This window comes from Pseudomonas ulcerans (assembly GCF_036324125.1).
Classification (GTDB): Bacteria; Pseudomonadota; Gammaproteobacteria; order Pseudomonadales; family Pseudomonadaceae; genus Aquipseudomonas; species Aquipseudomonas ulcerans.
In genome coordinates, this window is sequence record NZ_JAZDQN010000006.1 from 108035 (window position 1) to 125000 (window position 16966).

Annotated in this window: 19 protein-coding genes and 1 pseudogene; 15 read left to right on the forward strand and 5 right to left on the reverse strand. The window is 64.2% G+C overall.

Annotation, left to right across the window (positions count from 1 at the left end):
* The first annotated feature begins 1 nt into the window (after window position 1).
* A complete protein-coding gene (locus V0R59_RS07830; RefSeq protein WP_071534888.1) occupies window positions 2–664 on the forward strand; it encodes a uracil-DNA glycosylase in 663 nt (220 codons plus the stop codon).
* 63 nt (window positions 665–727) lie between these two features.
* Window positions 728–838, forward strand: a pseudogene (locus V0R59_RS07835) (JAB domain-containing protein); the annotation flags it as partial.
* An 82-nt stretch (window positions 839–920) separates the two neighbouring features.
* Here V0R59_RS07835 and V0R59_RS07840 read toward each other — a convergent pair.
* The 4 genes from V0R59_RS07840 to V0R59_RS07855 form a co-directional block, all read right to left on the reverse strand.
* The gene (locus V0R59_RS07840) at window positions 921–1490 is read right to left on the reverse strand and encodes an SLOG domain-containing protein (protein WP_033041349.1); all 570 of its coding nucleotides are present in this window, start codon (window positions 1488–1490) and stop codon (window positions 921–923) included.
* Complete coding sequence (locus V0R59_RS07845) at window positions 1487–2656, reverse strand: toll/interleukin-1 receptor domain-containing protein (RefSeq protein WP_158407679.1); 1170 nt, start codon at window positions 2654–2656, stop codon at window positions 1487–1489. The genes V0R59_RS07840 and V0R59_RS07845 overlap by 4 nt, the downstream gene beginning before the upstream one ends.
* 14 nt (window positions 2657–2670) lie before the next feature.
* Entirely contained in the window at window positions 2671–3273 is a 603-nt protein-coding gene (locus V0R59_RS07850; RefSeq protein WP_033041352.1) for a TIR domain-containing protein, read from the reverse strand.
* 105 nt (window positions 3274–3378) lie between these two features.
* Entirely contained in the window at window positions 3379–3855 is a 477-nt protein-coding gene (locus tag V0R59_RS07855; protein WP_033041353.1) for a TIR domain-containing protein, read from the reverse strand.
* 625 nt (window positions 3856–4480) lie between these two features.
* Between V0R59_RS07855 and V0R59_RS07860 the strand changes: the two genes are divergently transcribed.
* The 4 genes from V0R59_RS07860 (at window position 4481) to V0R59_RS07875 (ending at window position 8795) form a co-directional block, all read left to right on the forward strand.
* Window positions 4481–5308, forward strand: coding sequence for a DUF932 domain-containing protein (locus V0R59_RS07860; RefSeq protein ID WP_028240164.1), 828 nt, complete (start codon window positions 4481–4483; stop codon window positions 5306–5308).
* Between the two features lie 79 nt (window positions 5309–5387).
* On the forward strand, window positions 5388–7451 hold the full coding sequence (locus V0R59_RS07865; protein WP_028240163.1) for a ParB/RepB/Spo0J family partition protein: 2064 nt from the start codon (window positions 5388–5390) through the stop codon (window positions 7449–7451).
* Window positions 7452–7512: 61 nt separating this feature from the next.
* Entirely contained in the window at window positions 7513–7722 is a 210-nt protein-coding gene (locus V0R59_RS07870; protein ID WP_028240162.1) for a hypothetical protein, read from the forward strand.
* A 758-nt stretch (window positions 7723–8480) separates the two neighbouring features.
* The gene (locus V0R59_RS07875; protein ID WP_014646114.1) at window positions 8481–8795 is read left to right on the forward strand and encodes a DUF736 domain-containing protein; all 315 of its coding nucleotides are present in this window, start codon (window positions 8481–8483) and stop codon (window positions 8793–8795) included.
* 70 nt (window positions 8796–8865) lie between these two features.
* Here V0R59_RS07875 and V0R59_RS07880 read toward each other — a convergent pair whose 3' ends face one another.
* Window positions 8866–9159 (reverse strand): helix-turn-helix domain-containing protein, encoded by a 294-nt coding sequence (locus tag V0R59_RS07880; RefSeq protein ID WP_015476703.1) that lies wholly within the window; start codon window positions 9157–9159, stop codon window positions 8866–8868.
* 318 nt (window positions 9160–9477) lie between these two features.
* Between V0R59_RS07880 and V0R59_RS07885 the strand changes: the two genes are divergently transcribed.
* The 9 genes from V0R59_RS07885 to V0R59_RS07925 all read left to right on the forward strand — a co-directional run bounded on the left by V0R59_RS07885 (window position 9478) and on the right by V0R59_RS07925 (window position 16929).
* Window positions 9478–9828: a DUF2958 domain-containing protein gene (locus V0R59_RS07885; RefSeq protein ID WP_015476702.1), complete on the forward strand. Its 351-nt coding sequence runs from the start codon at window positions 9478–9480 to the stop codon at window positions 9826–9828.
* Window positions 9829–10163: 335 nt separating this feature from the next.
* Window positions 10164–10961 (forward strand): DUF2285 domain-containing protein, encoded by a 798-nt coding sequence (locus V0R59_RS07890; RefSeq protein ID WP_028240160.1) that lies wholly within the window; start codon window positions 10164–10166, stop codon window positions 10959–10961.
* Window positions 10962–11051: 90 nt separating this feature from the next.
* Complete coding sequence (locus V0R59_RS07895; RefSeq protein WP_003488056.1) at window positions 11052–11321, forward strand: helix-turn-helix transcriptional regulator; 270 nt, start codon at window positions 11052–11054, stop codon at window positions 11319–11321.
* Between the two features lie 26 nt (window positions 11322–11347).
* The gene (locus V0R59_RS07900) at window positions 11348–12205 is read left to right on the forward strand and encodes a replication initiator protein A (protein ID WP_156867395.1); all 858 of its coding nucleotides are present in this window, start codon (window positions 11348–11350) and stop codon (window positions 12203–12205) included.
* 241 nt (window positions 12206–12446) lie between these two features.
* Window positions 12447–13085 (forward strand): ParA family partition ATPase, encoded by a 639-nt coding sequence (gene parA / locus V0R59_RS07905; RefSeq protein ID WP_015476698.1) that lies wholly within the window; start codon window positions 12447–12449, stop codon window positions 13083–13085.
* The gene (locus V0R59_RS07910; RefSeq protein WP_023094609.1) at window positions 13082–13345 is read left to right on the forward strand and encodes a hypothetical protein; all 264 of its coding nucleotides are present in this window, start codon (window positions 13082–13084) and stop codon (window positions 13343–13345) included. The genes parA and V0R59_RS07910 overlap by 4 nt, the downstream gene beginning before the upstream one ends.
* Window positions 13342–13899 carry a DUF2840 domain-containing protein gene (locus V0R59_RS07915; RefSeq protein WP_015476696.1) on the forward strand — a complete coding sequence of 186 codons (558 nt, stop codon included), beginning with the start codon at window positions 13342–13344 and terminating at the stop codon, window positions 13897–13899. The genes V0R59_RS07910 and V0R59_RS07915 overlap by 4 nt, the downstream gene beginning before the upstream one ends.
* A complete protein-coding gene (locus V0R59_RS07920; RefSeq protein ID WP_028240158.1) occupies window positions 13896–14495 on the forward strand; it encodes a S26 family signal peptidase in 600 nt (199 codons plus the stop codon). Before V0R59_RS07915 ends, V0R59_RS07920 begins: the two co-directional genes overlap by 4 nt.
* Before the next feature lie 448 nt (window positions 14496–14943).
* Window positions 14944–16929: a relaxase/mobilization nuclease domain-containing protein gene (locus V0R59_RS07925; protein ID WP_028240157.1), complete on the forward strand. Its 1986-nt coding sequence runs from the start codon at window positions 14944–14946 to the stop codon at window positions 16927–16929.
* The last annotated feature ends 37 nt before the right edge of the window (window positions 16930–16966 follow it).

Sequence of the window (16966 nt, forward strand, 5' to 3'; positions counted from 1 at the left end):
AATGAAAATCCACCCCTTTGTTGAATCAGTTTCCTCGCTGCAATTTGAGGACTGCTTCAATCCTTATTCTGATCGCTGTGAAGTTCATGATCGTCGAGACGCGCCCCGCCGCCGCGCCGCCGCACTTTCCGCATTATTGCGTCGCGCTTCAGAGGAGCCTGTAGATGCGATTTGGATCGGTCGAGATTTGGGGTATCGCGGAGGCCGCCGAACTGGGTTGGCCCTGACTGACGATGTTCACATGAGCCAACATGCCAAACGTTGGAATGTCGATCTGGCTCCAGAACGGCCCACAGTCGGCAATGCCGTAGCCGAGCGAACCGCTGCGGTTATATGGGGAATGCTAGAGCACATTGATGCTCGCATCTTTCTCTGGAATGTTTTCCCACTTCACCCTCATGAATCAGGGGATCCGTTCACCAACCGGCAACACAACGCCCGTGAAAGGCGAGCCGGCGAAGAGCTACTACAACAGCTCATCGTTCTGCTTCGTCCCTCGCGCATCGTCGCCATCGGCAACGATGCTGCCGCAGCCGCTCATCGAATCACGGATAGCGTGCCTGTTATCTGCGTGAGGCATCCGAGCTATGGCGGACAGACGCAGTTTCAAGGGCAAATCTCTGAACTGTATGGACATCCAATGAAGACTGGATCGCTGTTCTGACGAATTGCTCCAGCATTTTAGCGAGCGGATACCGCCCCTTCTATCCAACTCGCCAGGTTTTCACTGATGCAGCGACTGAAAGAGGCTCTGACGCTGGTGGAGGTGCGCACACTGGATCACGTCGTTGTGGCCGGGCAGGAAACAACTTCATTTGCAGAGCGAGGGCTATTGTGAACCGAGGGGGCTGCACAGGCGGCCCCATTTTTTTATTCGCTCCATCAAGCTTACTGAACGCAGTTACTGCAAAATTTCCCGGCTAATCCACAGGCAGAAGCTTTCGACGAAATAAGCTGGAATAGGTTCGGTCGCGTGAAAAAATTGGATCATATTCTCCCTGTTGATAAATTATTTTGGCGGCGGCCCCTGTTGTTGAAAGCGGGAGCACTGTAGCTTTGGGATGGTGTTCGACGAACAATTTATGCTCCTCATAGATCCCCTCCATGCCGCCGACGAACACCGCTGCGCTGAAACGGCGGCTTTCGATCATTGCTTGCCTCATGGCCGTCAAACTGGCTTCTCTGTTGCCATCAACCGCTGGCACCATATGCACGTCGACGAACTCCGCTAGCTCAGGAGGCAATCGACCCTCAAAAAGCTTACTTTGGTAAATCGCCACCCTGTTGCGGTCAAGGTTTGCCTCGCGGGAAAAGAGAGCCAATAGCGGCGTTATCGCCGGATGGCCGCCGCACGTGATTCGTCCAATCGGCAACACTACTTCAACCAAAGCCTTGATTGCTTCCCGTATAGCAAGAACATCGGCGGTGTCGAAAAATACCCGATTGCGATCAGGCAAAGGCACGCTGGCAGATAGAAATATATCTATCATGCGGTGAGCTCCTTCAGAAGTTGTGGCGCCTTCGACATTTGCACGGCCCGGATCGGCAAATACGAGTCAAGCCAATCTAGGTGAGAGAGCCACGTTCTCAGTACACCTCTATTGTCGTAAATCACCCATATTTCTCTCGTCTCAACAGTGGGGTTGGTAATGGCTTCGAACACTTCGTTGATGCGATCAGCGGTTGGTATTCCCACTGCCGGTACGATCGCCAGCGTTCGATTGGACTCGGTTTTGAGAGAAATCCAGCCTTCAATCTGAACACTTGGATCAAGTCCCTCGTCGCGGGCGGCGTCGCAAAAGTTATCGACCAAATATCGGTGGCGGGCGGCAATTGCTGGTGCGCGTAGCCGTTCGACCTCGTCGCAAATTCTCGTCACCAATCCCTTCGTGGCCCAACGCCCCCGCATTGGAATAAATCCAAAGAAGTCCCGACGCCTAAGCTTCATGAAGTGGCTGAAGGACGATGCAGGGTCTTCCTTTTGCCCCGGCCATAGTAGGTGCAAGATTTGCACATTGGTCGCGTTTGCGCGCGCCAATTCTTCAGCCGTCCAACGACCTTCTCTGAAGCCAGGTGTGTCGATCAGCACCACGACATCGGAATCCGACATCCTGTGCCAGAGTTGTGATTGGAAATCTGCGGCTGGAGGCACTGACCTCACGTCGATGAAAACGTCAAAGCCACGAGCATCGAGCGCATCGTACAACCGATCGGCCAGCGGCTGAGACCCTGTTCGTTTGTAACTGATGAAAAGTCGTCGCTCACGTCGCAACAGCCTAAATGTCTCAAGGACTAGCGTAACGAGGCGGGTGATGCCTTCATCGTTGGTGCCCAATACAATAGCATTGACATGTCTGAGCTGCGGCGGAATTTCTGCATGAACCTGGGACAAATCCGAAACGACCGGAGCGATAACGATCGAGTCATCAATCAACTCCGTCACAAGTGCGGTATCGGCAGTGCTTTCCGACGAGCCGAAAAATACTGCCATCACCGGCGATTTTAAGCTGCGGTTAGAGGCGTTGGCATCGCTGAGAAACGTAATTGCGTTGCTCGGAATCCCGAGCCCCTGAAGCGCCAGATCAACGCTACGGCGGAGGCGAGTGTCATGCCCATGGACCGCACCCAGCAGGATAAGCTGGTAGGGTGATCTCATGCTTGAGTTCTCGCTCATCGGCCAGCCATTCCCGCAGCAGTTTCAATCCATCCGCCAATATTTTTCCTGCCATCCTGGCCTATGAAATCGTAACTCAGGCAGTGATTTGACAGTTGGACTACGCTATTCGTTTTTGGTGCTGTGAACCACAGATCACCCTCAGGAATCGCAAGCGTGTAATCTGCGTAGGCCACCCACTTTCCGTCCTTCCACTCGGCGAGATATATGCCGCGATCGGTTCTATAAAGTCCCATCTGCGCCAATGGATCAGCACCCTTTGTAGATGTCGCTTTGTCTTTATTCTGGACACCGTGAATGAAAACGGTTAGCAAGCCGTTTCCCTTGATAACACTGCGAGCAATTTCGTAGCGCACCCATCGCCGTGACCATGTATGGGTTCCAGCAAGGACACAAGTTACCGAAGTATTCTCCAACCCCTTGCGGAGAAAAGTCTTTAGTGCATCGTCACTCTCTTTTTTCGATGCCTCAAACACGCTGCTGTCAAAGAAGCCCCGGCTTTCCTCATCGGATTCCTTCACAACCCAACTGTTGCGGACATTCCAGGCGCGCCATACATCAGGCTCATAGTGAAAAGAAAAGAATGTTCTGCGTGGCATTTTGACTCCATCTATTACACTAAACCCAGGCAAATTTGGATGTAGGTGACCCGCATCCTCCACAGCAAACGACACCTCGCAGGATGCAATTCAGATATTGCCGGTTCATCGTGCCTTTATAGCGTCGCTGACCCAAGTTTCAATATTCGACTTGATGTAGTCATACACATTGGTGCTGGTGGTGTATGGCGGATCGTAGACTTTACCCGTGACAGCTTCTCCATCAACGGTGAGGCCTGTAAACGGATTAGATCCTTTCGACGACTGATTTCCGTCTGAGTCTTTCAGATTGTGGACATGGATGGCGAGTACACCCAGCCCGTCCTTCCAGGCTTTCTTTATCTCGTGTTTGACCCAGCGGCGGCTGGCAGTCTTCTCGCCCACAAGTACGACAAGGCATTCTTTGCCTTTCATGTTGTCGGCGATCCATTTTTTGATGGCATCATCGCCTGCTTTCTTGATTTCTTCCCATTTGTTCGAATCCAGTAGAGGCTGTTTTTCGATAGCTCCGATTTGCCGAACTTGCGACACGCGCCAACTATCCTGTTTATAGTGAAAGCTCAGAAAGCATTTATTCGCCATGACTTATCTCCATTTGTCGTTGGTGCTTCGATGAAGCAAATCTCGAATTGAGGATTGCGATAGTTATTTAACTGAAGTCGTAATTAATCGCTGGCTTGAAATACTTTCTTGTAAATTTCCTTACAAATGATAGCTGAAAGTGTGCGCCTGCGTCTCCGCTTCGCGGACCGCGCTGCTCCAGGTTCGCTATTCGCTCATCCCTGACGGGACTGGCATTCGCCAGCCTTCCACATCCCTGACGCCTCCGGCCCGGCTTCCAGCTTCGGGCCTGCGCGCTTCGCTTGCGTGCGGTCAGCACAAAGGGATGGCCGTTGCCTTGTCCAGCCGTCTCCCCTGACTTCATCACCTTACCCGCGACCGTAGCCCGCTCCCGTGTGCCGTCAAGGCGCGCAGGGCCGTGTCCTCGGCTGCGCCTGCGGGCCGCACCAACCCTGCGCTTGTCTCCTTGACGGCCCCCGTCCGCGCGCTCCTTTGGCCGCGGGCGATGAACTCAGGAAAGACGGTGGCAACAGGGCCAACCGGGTTCCTCGTGCCGACCGCACCGAACAGCCGAAAGGCTGGGCTCCGAATCTAGGAATCCGGTGTGCGGTTTGAACAGCAAACCCTTTTCGTCAGGAGAAATGCAATGCAACTCGCATCCCGATTCGCTTCCCGTTCCCCGTCGCTGCGCAGCGATTACCCGCTGTCCGATGACCAAATCCGCCGTGTGGCCCCGTCCATCTTCGCGGACGCGCCGCACGAAAGCCGTTCCGAACGGTACGCCTATATCCCCACCGCCGCCGTGCTGGCGGAACTACGCAAGGAAGGGTTTGAACCCTTCATGGCAGCGCAAACCCGCGTGCGCCACGACGACCGCCGCGACTACACCAAACACATGCTGCGCCTGCGCCACGCCAGCCAGATCAACGGCGCGGAGGCTAACGAAATCGTGCTGCTGAACTCGCATGACGGCACGAGCAGCTATCAGATGCTGGCCGGAATGTTCCGGTTCGTGTGCAGCAATGGCCTTGTCTGCGGCGACACGGTGGCGGACGTGCGCGTGCCCCACAAAGGCGACGTGGCCGGTTCCGTCATCGAAGGCGCTTACGAAGTCTTGCGCGGCTTCGACCGCGTGCAGGAATCCCGCGATTCCATGCGCGCCATCACCTTGAACGATGGCGAATCCGAAGTGTTCGCCCGCGCCGCGCTGGCCCTCAAGTACGACGACCCCGACAAGCCCGCGCCCATCACGGAATCGCAAATCCTGATGCCGCGCCGCTTTGATGACCGCCGCCCGGACTTGTGGAGCGTGTTCAACCGCACGCAAGAGAACCTGACCCAAGGCGGCCTGCGCGGGCGCAGCGCCAACGGACGCCGCCAGCAAACCCGCCCGGTACAGGGCATCGACCAGAACATCCGCCTCAACCGTGCGCTTTGGCTGCTGGCCGATGGCATGCGCCAGTTGAAAGCCTGAACCCCCACGCGGCAGGGGCAGGCAGCAGCCCTTGCCGCTTCTCTCGCTGCTGCATCCCTAACCGCAAGGAGTTATCACCATGAACGCCGTTACCCAAACCGAAACCCGCGCCATCGAAACTGCCGCGCCGCTGGAAGTGGCCGACCCGAGCAAGAACCTGATTTTGGTTCCACTCTCGCAGTTGCTGCCGCGCCGCTCCAAGCGCAACGCACGCAAGACCCCGCGCCTGTCCATTCCCGAACTGGCCGCGAGCATCGCCCGCATCGGCCTGCTGCAAAATCTCGTCGTCATCCTCGCCGCCGATGGCGAGCAGTACGAAGTGGTGGCCGGCGACCGCCGACTGACCGCGTTGAAGCTGCTGGCGAAGAAGAAGCGCATCCCTGCCGACTACGAAGTGGCGTGCCTGCTGGTGCCCGATGCTTCGGCCCGTACCGTCAGCCTCGCGGAAAACCTGCTGCGCGAGCAGATGCACCCGGCCGACCAGTTCGAGGCGTTCGCCGCACTGGTCAAGGAAGGCCGCCCCATCGAAGACATTGCCGCCGACTTCGGCGTGACCCCGCTGGTGGTGCAGCGCCGTCTCAAACTCGCCAACGTCTCGCCGCGCCTGCTGGCCGACTACCGCGCCGGAGCCGTCACCCTGGAACAGTTGATGGCCCTGACCATCACCGACGACCACGCCGCGCAGGAAAGCGCGTTCTACGGTGCGCCAGAATGGCAGCGTGGCGCGTCCGCGCTGCGCGAACGCCTGACCGAACGCGAAATCGACGCCACGCATCCGCTGGTGCGCTTCGCCGGGCTGGACGCCTACACGGCGGCGGGCGGCGGCATCCGCCGCGACCTGTTCGCGGAAGGCGATGCCGGAACCTACCTGACCGACGCCACGCTGCTGGAAACGCTGGTGCGCGGCAAGCTGGATGCGCTGGCTGGGGACGTGCGCGCCGAGGGTTGGGCGTGGGTCGAAGCCGTGCCGCACATGAGCTACGCCGAGCGGCAGGCGTTCCAGAACGCACCGCGCCAGCGCCGCGAACCGAGCGCCCGCGAAGCCCGCCGCATCGCCTCGCTGCAAACCCGCCTCGACAAGATCGACACCGAACTGGAAGAAGCCTACGACGCCGAGGACGAGGACAAGACCGAAGCGCTGGAACCGCGCCGCGAACAGGTTGCCGGGGAACTGCAAGCCGTGGAGGAAGCCTTGCAGGGCTACGCCCCGGATGTGCGCGCCGTGGCCGGCGCCATCGTCACCCTCGACCGCAGCGGCGAAGCCGTGATTCATCGCGGGCTGCTGCGCGAGGCAGAAGCCAAGGCGCTGCGCACGCTGGAACGCTTGCGGCAGGGTTTCGGCAGCGCGGAAGGCGAGGCCGGGAACGACGACGAAGGCGAGGACACCGAGCAGCCCAAGGCCGCGAGCCTGTCCGACCGGCTGGCGCAGCGGTTGAGCGCGCACCGCACCGCCGCGCTGCAAATCGAAGTCGCCCGGCATCCGCAAGTCGCGCTGGCCGCGCTGGTGCATGGCATGGTGCAGAGCGTCTTGCAGGACAACCACTACGGCCACGACTTGCCGCTGGGCGTGAGCCTGAAAGTGCAAGACCGGCTGGAAGGCATGGCCCCCGACTGGCCCGAGTCGCCCGCCGCCGTCGCCCAGCGCGAGTTGCAGCAGGTCGCGGGCGAAGCGCTGCCGCAGGACAGCGCCGAACTGTTCGTCGCGCTGCTGGCGATGGAGCAAGGCGAACTGGTGCGGCTGCTGGCGGTATGCGTAGCGGCGACCGTGGACGTGGTGACGCCTCGCGCCACTGCGCACCAGCCGGGCGCGGAACTGGCGCAGGCTGTGGGGCTGGACATGGCCGCATGGTGGCAGCCCACCGCAGACGGGTATTTCCAGCATGTGCCGAAGGCCGCGATTCTGGAAGCCGTGGGCGAGTTCGCACCGTCGCACGCTGCACGGCTGGCGAAGTTGAAGAAGGCCGACATTGCCAGCGAAGCGGAACGGCTGGCCGATGGTACGGGCTGGATGCCCGCCATCTTCCGCACCGAAAGCCCGCAACAGGACGCGCAGGCCGTGGCAGTGGATGCGGGCGCCGAAGCGCCGGAGGAAGTCGCCGCCGTGGCGGATGAGCTGCCGCAGGCCGAGGCACTGGCCGCGTGATCCTGCACCGCAGATAGCGCCCCGGTTCCGGCCGGGGCGCTTCACGCCAAGGATTCCTATCATGAGCCGCAACACCACGGACCGCCCGCGCATGGCGGCGATCTATGCCCCCGGTACGGTACGCGCCCGCCGCTGGCACGGCGATGGCGACGTGCGCGGCTACCGTCCGCCGCGTGGCTGGACGGCCCGCGCCGACCTGACCGACCTACATCCCATTACCGGCCACACCTTGCCGCGTGCCGCGTGGTGGATTGTCGAAACCAAGGAATAACGAGCAGCACCGGCCCCAAGCCGTTCCGCCTTGGGGCCGGTGGTCAAAAATCCGGGGCGTCGGTGGCCGCGCCCGGTTCCAACGTCGAAGTCAAAATCGCCCCGTTGCCGCCTTCGTCCAGGCGGCAACGGGGCGGACGTGCAAGTGCCTTGCACGCGACACGTCCATCGGTGCCCGCTGGCGCGGGCAAGGTTTCGATGGCGCCCCGCCGCAATGGGCGGGGCTTGTAGGGCTACGCCCCGGCTTGCTGCGGCAGGTTGTGCGATAGCGTGCCGTCCCCGACGCTGGCGATTCGCGCCTGTACGTCACGAAGGGCGATTCACCGACACGCCACCCGGCCTCGCTATGGAGCATCCACACCACGCCTCAAGCATGTGGTCGCGCGCTGCGGCAGGGGCGCTCTGGCCTTGTCGTCGGGGCTTTGACCTGGTTCGCGTCAGGGCGCAAGCCGGTGCAGCCGTCACGCGGGGATGCCGAGTCGGCCATGTCTCCTTTCGGGGGCGGGCGGCCCGTGCGTCCTTGGCTTGTCGTGAATCCTGGCGAGGGAACGGCTACGCCTTGGGCTTCATGGCCGCAACCTTCCAGCGAAAACAATTTCCCCGCCGCTGCGCGGCTTCCTCGCGCGGCAAATTCTTTTCGCTTCCAGGTTCTCCACGGTGTTGCGACCGCTGCGCGGTGCGGCCAGCCCATCCCCCGCCGGCCGGATCACAACAAGGACGCACTGGCGCGACCTTGTTCAACCCGAAAGGAGAAACATCATGGCTAACATCGGCACCTTCACCGCAGAGAAAGACGGCTTCACCGGCCAGCTCCGCACCCTGACCCTGAACGTCAAGGTCAAGCTGGTTCCCAACGACAAGGGCGACAGCGAGAACGCCCCCGACTTCCACCTTCAGGCGGCCGGCCACGAGATCGGCGCGGCGTGGAAGAAGACCAGTGAGGCCGGGCGCGAGTACCTGTCCGTGAGCATCGACGACCCTTCGTTCCCGGCGACGGTCTATGCCCGCCTGATCGAGAACGAGGACGGCACGCACGACCTGATCTGGTCGCGCAGCAAGCCCAAGGCAGCCTGACGGCCGCCCACCGCGCCCCGTCCATTGCGGCGGGGCGCCGTGCTGCTGGCGCAGCACGTCACGCACGCGCCTACGGCGTGTCGCGTTCCTTCAACACCGCCTCCAGCTCCTGGCGCACCTGCGCCAGAAGCTGATCGGCCCTGCGCGTGCTGTCGCCGGCATAGGCCAGCGTCAGCAACGTGAGCGGATGCACGTCCATGACCTCGCACAGCTCGGTCAGCTTGTGCATGGTCGGGCTCTTCAGGTCGCGCTCCAGCAAACTCAGGTAGGTACGGCTGGACACGTCGGAGAACGCTTCCTGGCTCAAGCCGCGCGCTTTCCTGACCGTCCGTATTGCTGTCGCCAATGAGTCTTTCGCCGCCACCTATGGTTTTCCTTAGAAAACCAAGATGACAGCCGATTGCGCACTATAGGGCTACAAACTATAGTGCGCATTTGGTGTCGTTGATTTCCGTATTCGTGCCTTTGCAGAAATCCGCATGGGCGGATTCCGACAGAATCTGGGAACCGCATCTGTGTCTTTCCTGGCCTGCGCAATTCCGCTTCCGCGTTTCCGTGCATGTACGGATTCGATGGCTTGCGCCTTCGTGCTTTCCCGCCAAAGCACGCATCCGCTTCGGCGGTTCCGCGCTTCGGTGGAAAATCGTATCCGTGCATCCTCGGATGCGTGGGGATTCGGGCCATGACCCAGCCGCTCGTCACCGCTGAACAGCGGGCGCAACTGCTCGCCGTCGGCGCGGCACGCGCCGCTGGCCGAAGCATCGACCCAATGCCGGCGGTGCGACTGTTCACCCCCGACGCGCACGCCACCTGGCTGCTGGCCGCGCTCGACCCGGCCGATGGCGATACGGCATGGGGGCTGATCGACCTGGGAATAGGCATGCCCGGCCTGGGCCATGTGAAGCTGTCCGATCTGGCGTCCATCGTCGGGCCGCACAAGCAACCTGTGATGCGCGATCGCTACTTCCAGCCCGTGCGGCGGCTGTCGGAGTACCTGCGGCTGGCCGAGGAAAACGGTTCGATCACCGACTGAGCAGTCCCAGCCAACGACGGCGCATTCTGACTATTTCAGTCTTACCCAAGACCTGATTGGTCTGAATCCGCACTCTTGCACCGAAGCGGTGCGCTTCTGATGCAAACAGTCATGATCTATGGCGCGGGCTGCTGCACGGTGCTCCATGCTGCGCACCATTTTTGTGGCGCGCAACCGTCGCATTCAGACGATTTCCGCAATGCCCTGGAGCCAATCGGTCTTGACACCGCAGTTACAGAGTACCCCGATTTCGATGACGACTTGATGGCGACTCGATAGCTCCCGCACAGCGGAATCCGTGGCGACGTTCCTGCTGAATGACAGGAGGCTGCGTCATGGCTGACCCGAGCGCCGAACACTGGTATCCGACCGCCGCGTATCTCTACATGCTGCACCTCGACGGCCCCGCGCTGGCGTGGGAATACCTGCGTCGCCACCCCGACTACCGCCGCGACTGGCTGCGCCGCCGCCGCCGGCCAGAGGCCGCCGCGCGCTGGGGACTGCGCCTGCTGGAAGATCCCGCCCTGGATGCGCGCGACGCGCACCCGGCCTGGTTCCCCGATCACGATGCGGTAGTGCAGCTCTACCCGGACGCCGACCCGCCGCCCGACGCGGTGGCTTTCGCGTTCTGGTGCCTTCCCGGCCAGAAGCACCTGATCCACGACGGCAAGCGCCTGGTGCTGCTGACACGCTGGCTGGGCTGCTGCCTGCGGCTGGTGATCGCTCCCGGCCTGGCCGACGGCATGGCTTACGCCTATGCCATTCGCGCCTGCGCCGCATCCTGCGGACGCTATCAGGCGCTGGCGGCCGAACTGGACAAGCTGGCCGCCGCTGGCGATGCAGCGCCAGCGGGAACGGCACGGTCGCGGCCGGCACCCGCTGCGCTGCTGGAGTTGAACACGCTCCAGGCGCTCGACGGCACCCTCGCGGGCGCGTCCCTGCGCGACGTGGCCGAAGGGCTGTTCGGCGTCGATGCTGTCGCCGCCGACTGGTACGCCGATAGCGCCTTGCGCGCCCGCGTGCGGCGACTGGTGCACCGGGGCGATGCGCTGATGCGCGGCGGCTATCGCCGCCTGGCACAGCTTCCGCCCGTTGCACAGGGACGCGCTGCATCCCCTGCAAAACGTCCCTGAGCAGGAAGCCTTGCTTTCTTGAAAGTGCCTCTATCCGGCCGCGTGGTGTGGCCGGGCTTGATGGAGGTACATCCCATGCGACCCGCTCCCTTGCGGCCTGCCGCCGCTGCTGTCGCTGCGCCCGTGCAGCCCCAACGCTACCTGACCAACGACGAAGCCGCCGAATACCTGCGTCTGTCGCCGCGCACGCTGGAGAAACAGCGCGTGATCGGCGGCGGCCCGAAGTTCCGCAAGTTCGGCCGCCGCGTCATGTACGCGGTGGCCGACCTCGATGCCTGGGCCGACCAGCGCAGCTACGAGGCCACGTCCGACCCGGAATATGCCGAGCGTCACGCGGGCGACTACCGTGATGGCCGCTGATCGTCGGCTCGCCGGTGGCCATCGTCATGTCCAGCCCATCGCTGCCGTCGGGGCAGCGATCGCAGCAGCGGGAACAGCTCGACCTGTTCCGCGCGCTGCCGGGCGACGGCATGGCGCCGCGCGACAGCCAGGACTTGATGGCCTTTCCGTTCTTCTCGCTGGCGAAGTCGCGGCGCACGGCGCCGATCGACTTCCGCAGCGGGAACATCACCATCCGCGTGGAAGGCACGGCCGAGCACGGCATCGCCACGATATGGGATGCCGACGTGTTGATTTGGGCGGCCTCGCAGATCGTGGAGGCGCGCGACGCAGGCATTCGCCCGTCGCGCTGGATACACGCCACGCCCTACGAAATCCTGCGCTTCATCGGGCGCGGCACGTCCTTGAACGACTACCAGCGCCTGAAAGCCGCGCTCGACCGGCTGCAATCGACCAGCGTGGCGACTTCCATCCGCGAAACCACCGGGAGGCGCTTGCACCGCTTTTCGTGGGTGAACGAATGGCGCGAGCTGGCCGACGCCAGCGGCACGCCGCTGGGCATCGAGCTGATCCTGCCGGACTGGTTCTATGCCGGCGTGCTCGATGCCGCCCTGGTGTTGACCATCGACCCGGCCTATTTCCGCTTGAAAGGTGGCATCGAACGCTGGCTGTATCGCCTGGTGCGCAAGCACGGCGGGCGGCAGGAACACGGCTGGCAATTCGACTTCCGGCATCTGCACCGCAAGTCCGGCAGCGCGGCGCGCTTCTCGGACTTCGCCTACGACCTGCGCGTGCTGGTCGCGCGGCAGTCGCTGCCCGGCTACGTCCTGGGCATCGAGTCGATGCCGGACGAGAAGCTGGAACTGCTGACCTTCCGGCCCGTGCCGTTCACGGCACGGGGATAACTGCGGGAAAAGCTGTGGACGGCCTCGTGCTATCAGGAGTGCCGGGTATCGTGCTATCGGGAGTACGCCTATCGTGCTATCAGGAGTACGAAAACGCCGCAAAGCCAGTAACGGCGCGGGTTTGCGACCCCTCTAACTTACCTAACTATAAATCTCTAACTTTTAGTAGAAACGCGTCGTTTCGGTGGACAACCACGAAACGGCACGGCCAGGCCGGCTTTCCAGCAGGGAGGGCCGCGCCATGATCTTCGCGTTTCTCAACCAGAAAGGCGGCGTCGGCAAGACCACACTCGCTACCCACATCGCGGGCGAGCTGGCGATGCGCGGGCTGCACGTCATCCTGCTGGACGCCGACCCGCAGGGTTCTTCGCTGGACTGGACGCAGCGCAGAAGCCAGCAGGGCTTGCCACGGCTGTTCAGCGCCGTGGGCCTCGCCCGCGAAACGCTGCATCAGGAAGCGCCGGAGCTGGCCCGCCGCGCCGATCACATCATCATCGACGGCCCGCCGCGCATCGCCGCCCTGGCGCGTTCCGCGCTGCTGGCGGCCGAGCGCGTGCTGATTCCCGTGCAGCCCAGCCCGTATGACCTTTGGGCCAGCGCCGAGATGGTGGCGCTGATCCGCGAGGCACAGGTGTTCCGGCCTGCGCTGCGCGCGGCCTTCGTCATCAATCGGCGCGTCAGTACCACCATCATCGGCAGGGAAGCACGGCAATCGCTGGCCGAACAGCCGCTGCCGGCGCTGCACAGCGAAGTGCGCCAGCGCATCGTCTTCGCCGACAGCGTGGCCGCTGGCCGGCTCGCCCGCGAAACCGCGCCCGACAGCGCCGCCGCACGCGAGATTGCCGTGCTCACCGATGAACTGCTGCGGTGGCCGACATGAGCAGCCCGCGCAGCAAGCGCGTCGGCATCGGCGCACGTCCGCCCGCGAATCCGCACGCCGAGGCGTGGATTCGCCAGGGCGATGCCGATGCACTCAACAAAGGCGACCTCTACACCGCACGCCTGACGCTCGACGTGACGCCTGCGCTGCGCGCGCGCATCAAGATCGCCGCCTTCGGCCAGGGCGTGACCGTGGCCGAACTGCTGCGCGGCCTGCTGGAGCGGGAGTTTCCCGACAAGCGCCCGGAGAACCTGCCATGAACGGATCCGCCTTGCCTGCCGCTCATGCGGCGACGGCTGCACCGGCTGCTGCGCCGCCGCCTTCGCTTTCGACGCTCGCCGACCAAGCTGGCAGCGTGCCGCTGACTCGCGTATCGCTCGCCTACATCGAACCGCGCTTCAAGCTCTACCTGCGCTTCGGCGAGCCGGCGCGCACGCTGCGGCTCGACCGCTGGCGGCGCTGCGCGGTGTTCCTGCCGCGTGCAATGTTCTGCCGCGTGCGCTGGGAAGCAAACGACTACGGCACGATCCGCTGGCAACTCATGGTGATGCAAGCCGCCACGCCGCTGGACGACATGCAGCGCATCCCCGGCGTGCGGCCGGGCGCACGCCTGCTGCTGCACGCCGAAGGCGAAAACGCGGTGCCTGCCGTGCTGGAACGCATCGACGGCATCGAAGGGCAAGGCATCGCCGCCATCGACGTGTCGCCCGCGTACTGGCGCACGCTGGGCAACCGTCTGGCGGCCCGCCTGGCGCTGCCCGAATACACCGCCGAGCGGCACGCCGCCTGGCTGGCCGGAAAGGCGCTGCCATGACGACCCAATCCAACACCACATGCACGCACGAAGCCGCGCCGCATCCTCGCTCGCGCCTGCGCGTTCGCATCGTGCTGGCGGGCTTCGCTGCCGTCGGCCTCGCTGCGCTGGCCTGGGCGGCTTTCGTGTCGCCGCTGCCGCGTCTGACCTACAACCCGTCCGACAGCGTGGCGGTCGGCTGGTATCGCATCGAACCGTTCGACCCGCGCACCGCCTCGCTGCCACGTCCGTTGTCCGTGGACAGCATCGTGCTGGTGCCGCTGCCCGACAGGGCCGCCATGCTGGCTGCGCAGCGCGGCTACCTGCCGACCCGCGTTCCGCTGCTCAAACGTGTGGGCGCGGTCGCGCCGCAACACGTTTGCATGGTCGCCGGGCAGGTACGCATCGACGGCGTGCCTGCGGCCGCCTCGCTGCCTGCCGACCGGCTGGGCCGGCCGCTGCCATCCTTGCAGCTTTGCCGCCGCCTCGAACCGGGCGAGCTGTTCCTGTTGAGCGTGACCAATCCGGCATCGTTCGACAGCCGCTATTTCGGCCCGGTCAGCGCATCCGCCGTGATCGGCGTCGCGCACCCGGTCTGGCTGGAGACACGCCCATGATGGCCGTCGATTCGCTGCACGTTGCCGTGCCTCTCGTCGTGCCATCGAGCATGTCGTTCCAGTGGCTGCCGCCGTGTCGTCGCGCGTGCAGCGCGGGCGCATTCGCGCCGCGCCTCGCGCAACATCCGGCGCAGCCGTCCAGCGTGCAGGTGTCTTGCCTCGAACGCGCCCGGCCTGCGGCCATTGGCGCGTTCGCCGGCGGGCTGGCTGCAAGCAGCGCAGCGCCGCCGGGCCGCCGACGCCCGGAGCGACAGCGAGGGGCAAAGGCGGAAGGCAAGACAAAAGGACGCGGCACCGGGCCGCGTCGAAAGCCAGTCTGCACATGGGGGTTGCGCGGCACGGAGCGGCTTCGCCGCCGTGCCGCGTGGGGCGCGAAGCCCGCGCCGATGCGGGCGTGTCCGCGTGCTTCGCACGACCGGACACGCCAGAGCTTGCAGGGGGCGCAGCCATGACCGACCGCCGCGACGATGATTTCCGCATCCGCCCCAGCGCCCCGAAGAACCGGGGCCAGGGCTTCGTCTCCAAGGTGCTCAAGCAGGCAGGCAAGGCCAGCAGCGGCAAGTCGTCGGTGCGTCGTCCTGGTGCTGCCGGCGGCTCCGGGAGGGGCACGGGCCAGCGGCCCGGCTCGCGCCTGGGTCGCGGCCACACGGCGGCGCGCTTCGCCGGGGCGAAGCTGACGCCCATGTCGCGGCGCGTGACCATCAAGACGCTGCTGGTCAACCAGCGCCAGGCCAGCCCGCAGTCGCTCGCCAAGCACCTGCGCTACATCGAGCGCGATGGCGTAGGCCGCGATGGCGAGCCGGGCCAAGCCTACGGGCCGCAGACCGATGCCGCCGACCTCGACGCCTTCAAGGAACGCTGCGCCGACGACCGGCATCACTTCCGCTTCATCCTCTCGCCCGAGGACGGCGCCGAGCTGGAAGACCTGCGCACCTACACGCGGCACCTCATGGGCCGCATGGAGGCCGACCTGGGCATGGGCCTCGATTGGGTAGCCGTCAACCACTGGAACACCGACAACCCGCACACGCACATCGTCGTGCGCGGACGCGACGACACCGGCAAAGACCTCATCATCGCGGGCGACTACATCGCCGATGGCTTCCGCCATCGCGCCGCCGAACTGGCGACCGAATGGCTGGGGCCGCGCACCGAGCTGGAGATCCAGCAGACCTTGCAACGCGAGGTGGAGCAGGAACGGTGGACGAGCCTCGACCGTACCCTGCAACGAGAGGCCGGCGAGGATGGTCGGGTGCAGATCGAACGGTTCAACGAACCTGGGCTGCAACGCCAGCGCCTGCTGCTGATCGGCCGGCTGCAACGCTTGCAGCGCCTGGGCCTGGCCGACGAGATGCAGCCGGGCACCTGGGCCGTCCATGCCGACGCGGAAAAGACCCTGCGCGCCCTGGGCGAACGTGGCGACATCATCCGCACCATGCAGCGGGCGATGCGCGGCGAGCCGCGCGAACTGGCGGTGTTCGAGCCGGGCGACGAGGGCCGAACCATCCTCGGCCGCGTGGCCGCGAAGGGACTGGCCGACGAGCTGCGCGACCGGGGCTATCTGGTCATCGACGGCGTGGACGGCAAGGCCCACTACGTCGCGCTCAATGCCCGCGACGAGCTGGCGAACTACCCGACTGGCGCCGTGGTGGAGGTGAAGGGGTCGGCCGACGTGCGCGCGGCCGACAAGAACATCGCCGCGCTGGCGAGCGATGGCCTGTACCGCACTGACCACCACCTGGCCGTCGCGCAGGGTCAGGCCGTGCCGGGCCGCGATTCGCACGAAGTCGTCGCGGCCCACGTCCGCCGGCTGGAAGCCCTGCGCCGCGCCGGCATCGTGGAGCGCGTGGCCGAGGGGCTATGGAAGGTGCCGAACGACCTGGCCGAACAGGGCCGCCGCTATGACGCGCAGCGCCTGGGCGGCGTGGCGGTGGAACTGAAATCGCACCTGCCCATCGAGCGGCAGGCCCGCGTGATCGGTGCCACTTGGCTCGACCAGCAGTTGATCGGTGGCGGGTCGGGGCTGGGTGACCTGGGTTTTGGCAGCGAGGCCAAACAGGCGATGCAGCACCGTGCCGACTTCCTGGCCGAACAGGGGCTGGCAGAGCGGCGTGGGCAGCGCGTGATCCTGGCGCGCAATCTGCTGGGCACGCTGCGCAATCGGGAGCTGGCGCAGGCCGCCAGGGACATTGCGGCCGAAACCGGCCTGGAATATCGGCCTGCGGGTGACGGTCAGCGCGTGGCCGGTATCTACCGGCGCAGCGTCATGCTCGCCAGCGGGCGCTACGCCATGCTCGATGACGGCAAGGGGTTCAGTCTGGTGCCGTGGCGGCCGGTGGTCGAGCAGCGGCTGGGCCAGCAGCTTGCCGCTACGGTGCGCGGCGGCGGGGTGTCCTGGGAGATAGGACGGCAGCGTGGGCCTGCCGTTGGCTGATCTCCTGATATAGATCCATCCAGCGTCAACATGAAAC